Below are 6,951 nucleotides of genomic sequence, written 5' to 3' on the forward strand. Positions count from 1 at the left end.
GGCACCGGGCCGATGCCGGGCTGCCCGCAGTCGTCGCGTCCCGACACGGCGGGCGGCGCCTGCGCCGGCATGGCCGCCGCATCCGGCCGCCAGCCGCCGTGGCGGATCAGCTGGGCAATGATGGCAAGCGCGTGCTGGCCGCGCTCTTCGAGCAGCACGAGATCGACGGCGGTGCGATAGGCGACCTGGACCGCGTGGAAGGACGACGCCGCCAGCGCGCTTACCAGCAGGCCCAGCGCGAGGCCGGTCATCAGTTCGACCAGCGTGAAGCCTTGCCGGCGCCGGCGCCGGGCCGTGCGTGCGGTCTTCATGGCCGGATCCACAGGGCGATGGCGCGCAGGGCCGCGCTGCTGCCGCCGGTGCCGCCGGCGCGTGCGGCCCGGGCGTGCAGCGGACCGGCCACCGCCAGCCTTGGCCCCGCCGCGCAGGCGGGCTCGTCGTTTTCATCGCCCGTGAAGGTGAGCGAATCGCACAGGCGCACGTGCAGCCGCCCCGCGTTTCCGCGCGCCCGCAGCAAGGCCAGCACCTGCGCCGGGTCCTCCAGTTCCGCCAGTTCGGCGCCCGCGCGCGTGGCGTGGCCGAGCGCCTCGTAGTGGCGCACGGCGCCGAGCGCGGCGGGCGCGAGCGCGGCGAGCGGGAGCAGCCCGATGCCCAGCACCGCGAGCGCGGCGAGGGCTTCGATCAGGAGGTAGCCGCGCGGCGCGCGGTGCGGCGCATGTGGCCGGTCGGCAGGGCGGCCTGTCCGGCTGGTTCGGCCTGTTCGCAACGGCATGGCGATCTCGCGTGGCAGGGGATGGCCAGACGATAGCCGCGCGGCGGGGCTGGAAATGTTCCAGATTGTGGAGACTGGCTGTGGACGATTCTCAAAATCACCGGGCTACGCCAGCCGGGCCGGCCGCGCGCGCCGCGCGCCGATACCGCGCGCCGATGCCCGCGCACTGCCGGTTCCTTGCGGACCGGCGTTCAGTCCCGTCAGCAGTCCTGCCGGCAGCCCTACCAGCAGTCCTGCGTGCTCCCCGTGCTGGCGGGGGTCTTGTCGTTGAGATCGTTGATCGTCATCTGGCCGCATGCCGGGTCGGTCTTCACCGCGTTCGCGGTCAGCAGGTAGGAGCTGGCGATCCCCGTTCCGCCCGCGGCGACCGAGATGACGTAGGCGCTGGATTCGCAGTTGTCGCCGGAAGGCGTGGTGCCGCCGCCGGTGCAGGCGGGCAACTGCAATGCGGCCAGGTCGGTGGTGTACTTGTTGTTGACTGTGAAGTACCGTTCCAGCGCGCCTTGCGCCCGCAGCAGCGCGGCCTTGCCTTCGGTGCGCCGCGCGCGCAGCACGTACTGCGAGTAGTTGGGAATGGCGACCGCGGCCAGGATGCCGACGATGGCCACCGTCGCCATCAGCTCGATCAGCGTGAATCCCGGGCGCCGGCGCCGCAGGGTCGGGGAGTGGGTCATGTGCGTGTTGCTCCTGTTGCTCCTGCTCCTGATGCCATGCGGCGCGTCAATGCAGGATCTCGCGCCACGTCAGGCGGCCGGTCGGGCTGCCCGCGCTTTCGGACACGGTTTCCTGGTTGCCGCTGGTGCCGGTCAGGAACTTGCATTCCTTGTTCGGGCCGCACCGTGTCACCGTCGGCGTGGGCGTGACGCCGACCGTGGACTGGCGTCCGCCGACGTATTGCTGGCCGCCGTTGCTGCCGTTCACCATGTCGCGCGGGTCGAAGTAGCCGTCGTTGTTGACGTCGAACGGCGAGACGGGAAGCCGCCCGCCGGATAGCCCGCTGAGTTCCATCAGCCAGCTCGTGCCGCCGTTGGCGCACAGGTCGCCGGACGGAATCAGCGTGGAGAACACGATGCGGTTGCCGCGGATCTGCGGGTTGTAGACCACGCGCTCGCCCTGGCCGGGCAGGCCCGGGGAGAGCAGGTTCAGGTACCAGCCGCCGGTCGTGCCCGACTGGGAGTACGTCACGGTATTCTGGCTGACGAGCCGGTACGCAAAGCCGTTGTACAGGAGTTCCTGGTTGATGGTCTGGGCGACCAGGTTGTTGCGCGACACGGTGGCCGCGCCCACGGTGTCGCGGTCCCAGATGCCGTAGAAGCTCTGCGTGCTCATGTCGGCCGGGTCGCTGGTGTCCACGTAGCGGCCGGTGCCGAACAGCACCATGAAGCCGCCGGCCGGATTGCGCATCACGTCCACCGAGGAGGTGATCGGCTGGCGCTTGCCGCCGTCGTCGGTGGCCACGAACAGCAGCGAGCGGGCGCTGGCCTGGGTCCAGGCGGACGGGCTGGTGCTGCGCAGGTCGAACTTCCACAGGTTGCCGAGCAGGTCGCCGGCATAGAGGATGTCGGTGGTGCCGTCGCCGTTGATGTCGGTCGGGAAGACCTGCGCGATGCCGTTGGCCGCGGTCGCGGCGGCGTCGTCGACCGACAGCTTCAGGTAGTCGGTGCCCAGCACCCAGCTCTTGGAGCCGGCGGGGCGGTCCAGGAACACGATGTAGATGTACCCCTTGGCGGCGGTGCTGTTGAAGCCGTTGCCGAACACCGCCGCCCACTTGCCGTTGGCCAGCTTGATGATGGCGGGCTGGCCGAACGTGTAGCCGAGGTCGGCGTCGCTGCTGCTGGTGAATTCCCACAGCACGGTGCTGGCCGCCGTGCCTTCGGCGATCGATTCGGGATCGGTCACGTCGAGCGCGTAGATGCCCTTGCCGCCCGCGGCGAGGCCGCCCACCAGCACCGTCTTCCAGGCGTTGTTGACCAGCGCGTCGCCAGTGGCCGGCGTGCCGTCGACGTAGTAGGCGTGGGTGTAGCCGGTATCGGTGAGCTTGGCCAGCGTGCCGTACAGCGGCGAGGGCACGTAGGCGAACAGTTCCTTGCCGGCGTCGGAGCCGGCGTCCGTGCTGGGGTTGGCGGAGAACGCGTGGAGCATGCCGTCGTTGGCGCCGACGTACAGCATCGGCTTGCGGTTGCGCTTGTTGGCGACGAAGGTCGCGTAGCCGGCGTCGGCCAGGCCGGCATTGGGCACGCCGACGTACTGCGGGCTGGAGTTGACGATGTCGCCCAGCAGCGTGTTGGGCCGCACGCGGAACTTGCCCTGGGCGTCGCCTTCGTTGCTCTGGTCGCCGCGCAGCCAGTTCAGGCGCGCCTGGCCCTGGGCGTCGGTGAGATTGAGCGCGGTGCGGTACGTCGCGGGCAGGTTGCTCCAGCGGAACGGGATGCCGCTGCCGGCCGCGCTGTCGTAGGACAGGATGTTGCGGTTGTTGGCGACGGCGCCCTTGAGCAGCAGCCCGGCGTCCCACAGCGCGGGCTGCTGCAGCAGGCCGTCCGTGTTCACCGCGTAGGCCAGCAGCTGGCCGGACCAGTCGGTGCCGTTGAAGCGGGCCTGGTAGATGCGCGAGCCCGTGGTTAGCGACGACGAGTTGGTCGCCACCGACGCGGCCGACGAGGTCTGGAGGATGGACAGGAACGCGCGCTCCAGCGCCGCCGACAGCGCGCCGGGGTTGGTGGCGTAGAAGTAGTTGTCGGGCAGGCCGTCGGCGCCGCCGCTGCCGTCGGACAGCCGCACGTCCCATTCGGAGACCTGGTCCGGCGTGTTCGAGCCGTTCAGGTCCTTGAAGCCGCCCCACTTCGCCGCGTAGTACAGCGGATCCTGGAACTGCGAGCCGCTCTTGCCGTTGGCGGTGTAGGTGACGCTGGTTTCCGGGTCGCCCAGCGCGCAGTTGCTGCAGCCGCCGCTGGCGTTGAGCTGCGAGCCGGACGGCGTCACCGTGACGTTGACCGGGTCGGTGTAGCTGAAGCCCAGGATGCCGGAGTGGAAGTGCGTGCCGTCCTTGTCGGTGCCGGAGACCGTGTAGCCGAAACCCTGCCCGTTGGAGGTGGACGCGGAAACCACCTTGGTCGAGATCTTGATGGTGTCGCCGCTGACGCTGTAGGTCAGCGTGCCCCACACGTCCTGGTCGTAGTCGCCGCCGGCGATGGAGTCTTCCCAGTTGACGTAGAACTTGCCGCTGGTGGCCGTCTGGCTGATGACCTTGAAGTCCACCAGCGTGCCGTTGCTGGCGGGCACGCCGCTCGGATGCAGCTGGTAGGACGGCATGATGGTGACCGTCTTGCCGTTCACGTTGACGTTGATCTTGGGCGTGGTGGTGGCGAGCTGCACCGCGTAGGTCGCGACCTTCAGCGATTTCTGGTCGCCGTCCGGCACGCCCAGCGTCTTGCCGTCGCGGATCCGGTTCATGTGGGCGAACAGCGCGGCCCCGGCGATCTGGAACGTGCCCTTCTGCGAAGGGCCTTCCGGGCAGATGCCGAGCACGTCGCTGAAATTGGACACGGCCTTGGCCGAGCACATGTTGTCGATCACCGAGCCCACGCCGCCGGCGAACCAGGTCGCCTTGCCGTCGACGCCTTCGCCGGCGCCGACCTTGTTGGTCCAGGGGCTGACGCTGCCGGTGGTGTTCAGGTCGGAGAACTTGTCGAGCTGGTCGCCATCGTAGGAGGTGACGCTGGAGTTGAACACGAGCGTGTTCAGCGGCGAGCAGTAGGGCGCCTTGCCGGGGTCGGTGGCGGGCAGGTCCAGCGGGTTCGCCCAGCCCGGACTGGTGAGCTTGAGCGTGGCGTCCTTGCCGCTGCCGCTGGCGGCAAAGCGGCTGTCCGGCGATTTGCCGGCGAAGTAGCGCAACGTTTCGAGATAGATCTCGGAGATCGGGTTGCCCCAGGTGGAGCAGTTGCCCTCATTGGCCGGCTGGTTCTGCGCGGTGCTGCCGCCGCTCGAGACGATGCCGGTCTGCTGGTAGTTGCATTTGTCGGCGTTGACGTAGCTGCCGTCGCTGTAGCTGTATCCGTAAGGGCGCAGGTGGTCGATGTTCCAGACGATGCCCTTGACGGCGCTGGTGCCGGAGAACAGGAAGGTGCCGTTGTCCGGGTTGATCTCCTGCGCGAAATTGGTCACGTTCCGGCGCAGCATGCCGCCCGAGATGTTCTTGTCGTAGGTGCCGGTCATCAGGCCGAACAGCATCTGCCCGGTCTCGCCGTACTTCTGCAGCAGTCCGTAGGGCTTGTAGGTGGTGCCGTACTGCTTGCAGTTCTCGGTGCCGATCAGGCCCGCCACGCAGACCTGCACGCGCGCGTTGAAGGTGCCGGTGGCCTGGCCGGAGCCGAGGCCGCGCGTGCCCTGCACGGGATTCTCGGCGGACGAGTTGATGCCCGAGACCGCGGCCCGGTTGCCGTTGGAGGAGCCTGAGACGGAGACGTTGTTGCTGCCGACCTTGATCGACGGCAGGAACGACCCCTGCGTGTTGTTCTCCTCGCCGTACCAGTTGCACTGCCACTTCTCGCTGGCGCCCCAGGTGGCGTAGTTGCCCTTGACCACGCGCAGCACCGGCGCCTGCGTGTTGTTCTGCGAGTTGAGGTTGCTGGAATCCTTGGGCGTGACGTTGCAGATGGTCAGGCCGCCGCGGGTCAGGTTCTTCACCGACCACGACGAATAGGTGGCGCTGGTGCCCTTGGGGTCGGACACGCCGTCCGGGTAGACGGCCACGCTGACCTGCTGGCTGCCGCTGGTGGCGGTCACCCAGCCGGTCAGCGTGGTGTTGGCCGGCGCCGCGGAATCCTTCGCCGTGAACTGGAGCTGGTCGCCGATCTGCATGTTGCTGTTGGCGCTCAGGCTGACGGTGATGACGTTGGCCCGCATCTGGATGCTGCTGGTCGACGTCACGGTGCCGATGTCGGACATCAGCTCCACGTCGCTGAACGGCACCAGCTTCTTGATGTCGGCGTCGTTGTTGTAGTACTTGGCCCAGGCGTGCGCGTCCATCGGCAGGAAGGCGCGCTCCAGCACGGTGGTGGCGTTGTCGGTCGAGCGCATGCCGCCGTAGAGGATCTTGCGCACCTCGTCGATCCGGCTCATGGTGGCCCAGTTCAGGAAGTTGCCGCTCCAGGTGGTGCCGTCGCAGTACTTGGTGGTGGTGACCGCCTTGGGCACGAAGCCCTGGATCGTGCTGCTGTCGTAGCCGTAGCACTTGTACGAGTCGAAGTAACCCGCGTAGTCGATGCCGTTGTTGTACGTGGTGTCGAGCGCGCCGTCGTTGTTCAGGTCGGTGTAGTCGTTGTACGCCTTCTGGTGCAGCGAATGGTCCTTGGACAGGTCGATCATCACCATCGGCGGGACGTTGCCGCCGGCATAGAGCGGCCGCGCGGCCAGGTTCAGCTGGGCGGCGGATGCCGAGGCGAGCGCGAGCAGGAACGACACCGCCAGCAGGACGCGCTGCAGGTGGCCGACGGGACGGCCGAGAAGGCTGCCAAGGATATGCTGGGTCATGGTGGGCCCGACAGGTAATGTGACAGGTAATGGGACACGCAAGGGCTGCAAGTACCGCTCAGAAACGGACAACTTCCTGCACCGTGACCTTGGTGGCGGGATTGGCGCCGTAGCCAAGCGCGGTCACGCGAAAAACGTATTGCGTCGCACCGGCGCGCAGGCTGCCCTGCGCGATGTCCGGGATCGATTCGATGATGTAGCGCGGCTGCTGCGAGACGCCGCCCGAATTGGCATTGGCGGCCAGCGGCATCTTCTGGGCCGCGCTGAGGTTGGTTATCTCGCCCAGCGCGACCGAGCGGTTCGGGTCTTCGAGGTACAGGTCCCAGACCTGGCTGCCGCTGTCGGCGGGGACGCAGAAGCCCTTGTAGCCCTGGATGTCGCAGGTCGGGGAGGCGCCGGTGCGCCCGGTCAGGCCGCGCGTCACGCTGATGTCGTTGCGCGCGTCGCGCAGCGCGGCTTCGGCCGCCTGCAGCGCGATGTTCTGGTCGCGCGCGTTGCGGGCCATGCGCTCGGAGGACAGGCTGGTCAGGCTGGCCGCCACGCCGAGCAGCGTCAGGATGATGAGGAACAGCAGCACCATGACCAGCGAGATGCCGCGCTGCGCGCCGCGCGCTGGCTGGCGGGCGGGGGCGGGACGGCGGAGTGGGGTG

5 protein-coding genes are annotated in these 6,951 nt (G+C 68.4%); all 5 read right to left on the reverse strand.

All coding sequences use genetic code 11. The annotated features are described in order from the left end of the window. Nucleotides 1-311 (reverse strand): PilW family protein (locus K206_RS0120480; protein WP_155888156.1); only part of this gene is annotated, 311 nt, incomplete at its 3' end. Next, entirely contained in the window at nucleotides 308-772 is a 465-nt protein-coding gene (locus K206_RS0120485; RefSeq protein WP_155888157.1) for a hypothetical protein, read from the reverse strand. The genes K206_RS0120480 and K206_RS0120485, both read right to left, overlap by 4 nt. A gap of 221 nt (nucleotides 773-993) precedes the next feature. Beyond that, nucleotides 994-1,446 (reverse strand): type IV pilin protein, encoded by a 453-nt coding sequence (locus tag K206_RS0120490; protein ID WP_020204262.1) that lies wholly within the window; start codon nucleotides 1,444-1,446, stop codon nucleotides 994-996. Nucleotides 1,447-1,492: 46 nt separating this feature from the next. Next, nucleotides 1,493-6,301 (reverse strand): pilus assembly protein, encoded by a 4,809-nt coding sequence (locus K206_RS0120495; protein ID WP_020204263.1) that lies wholly within the window; start codon nucleotides 6,299-6,301, stop codon nucleotides 1,493-1,495. Between the two features lie 58 nt (nucleotides 6,302-6,359). Then, nucleotides 6,360-6,951 (reverse strand): PilX N-terminal domain-containing pilus assembly protein (locus tag K206_RS0120500; protein ID WP_155888158.1); only part of this gene is annotated, 592 nt, incomplete at its 5' end.

It is taken from the genome of Cupriavidus sp. WS, assembly GCF_000395345.1.
In the GTDB taxonomy this organism is placed as follows: Bacteria; Pseudomonadota; Gammaproteobacteria; order Burkholderiales; family Burkholderiaceae; genus Cupriavidus; species Cupriavidus basilensis_B.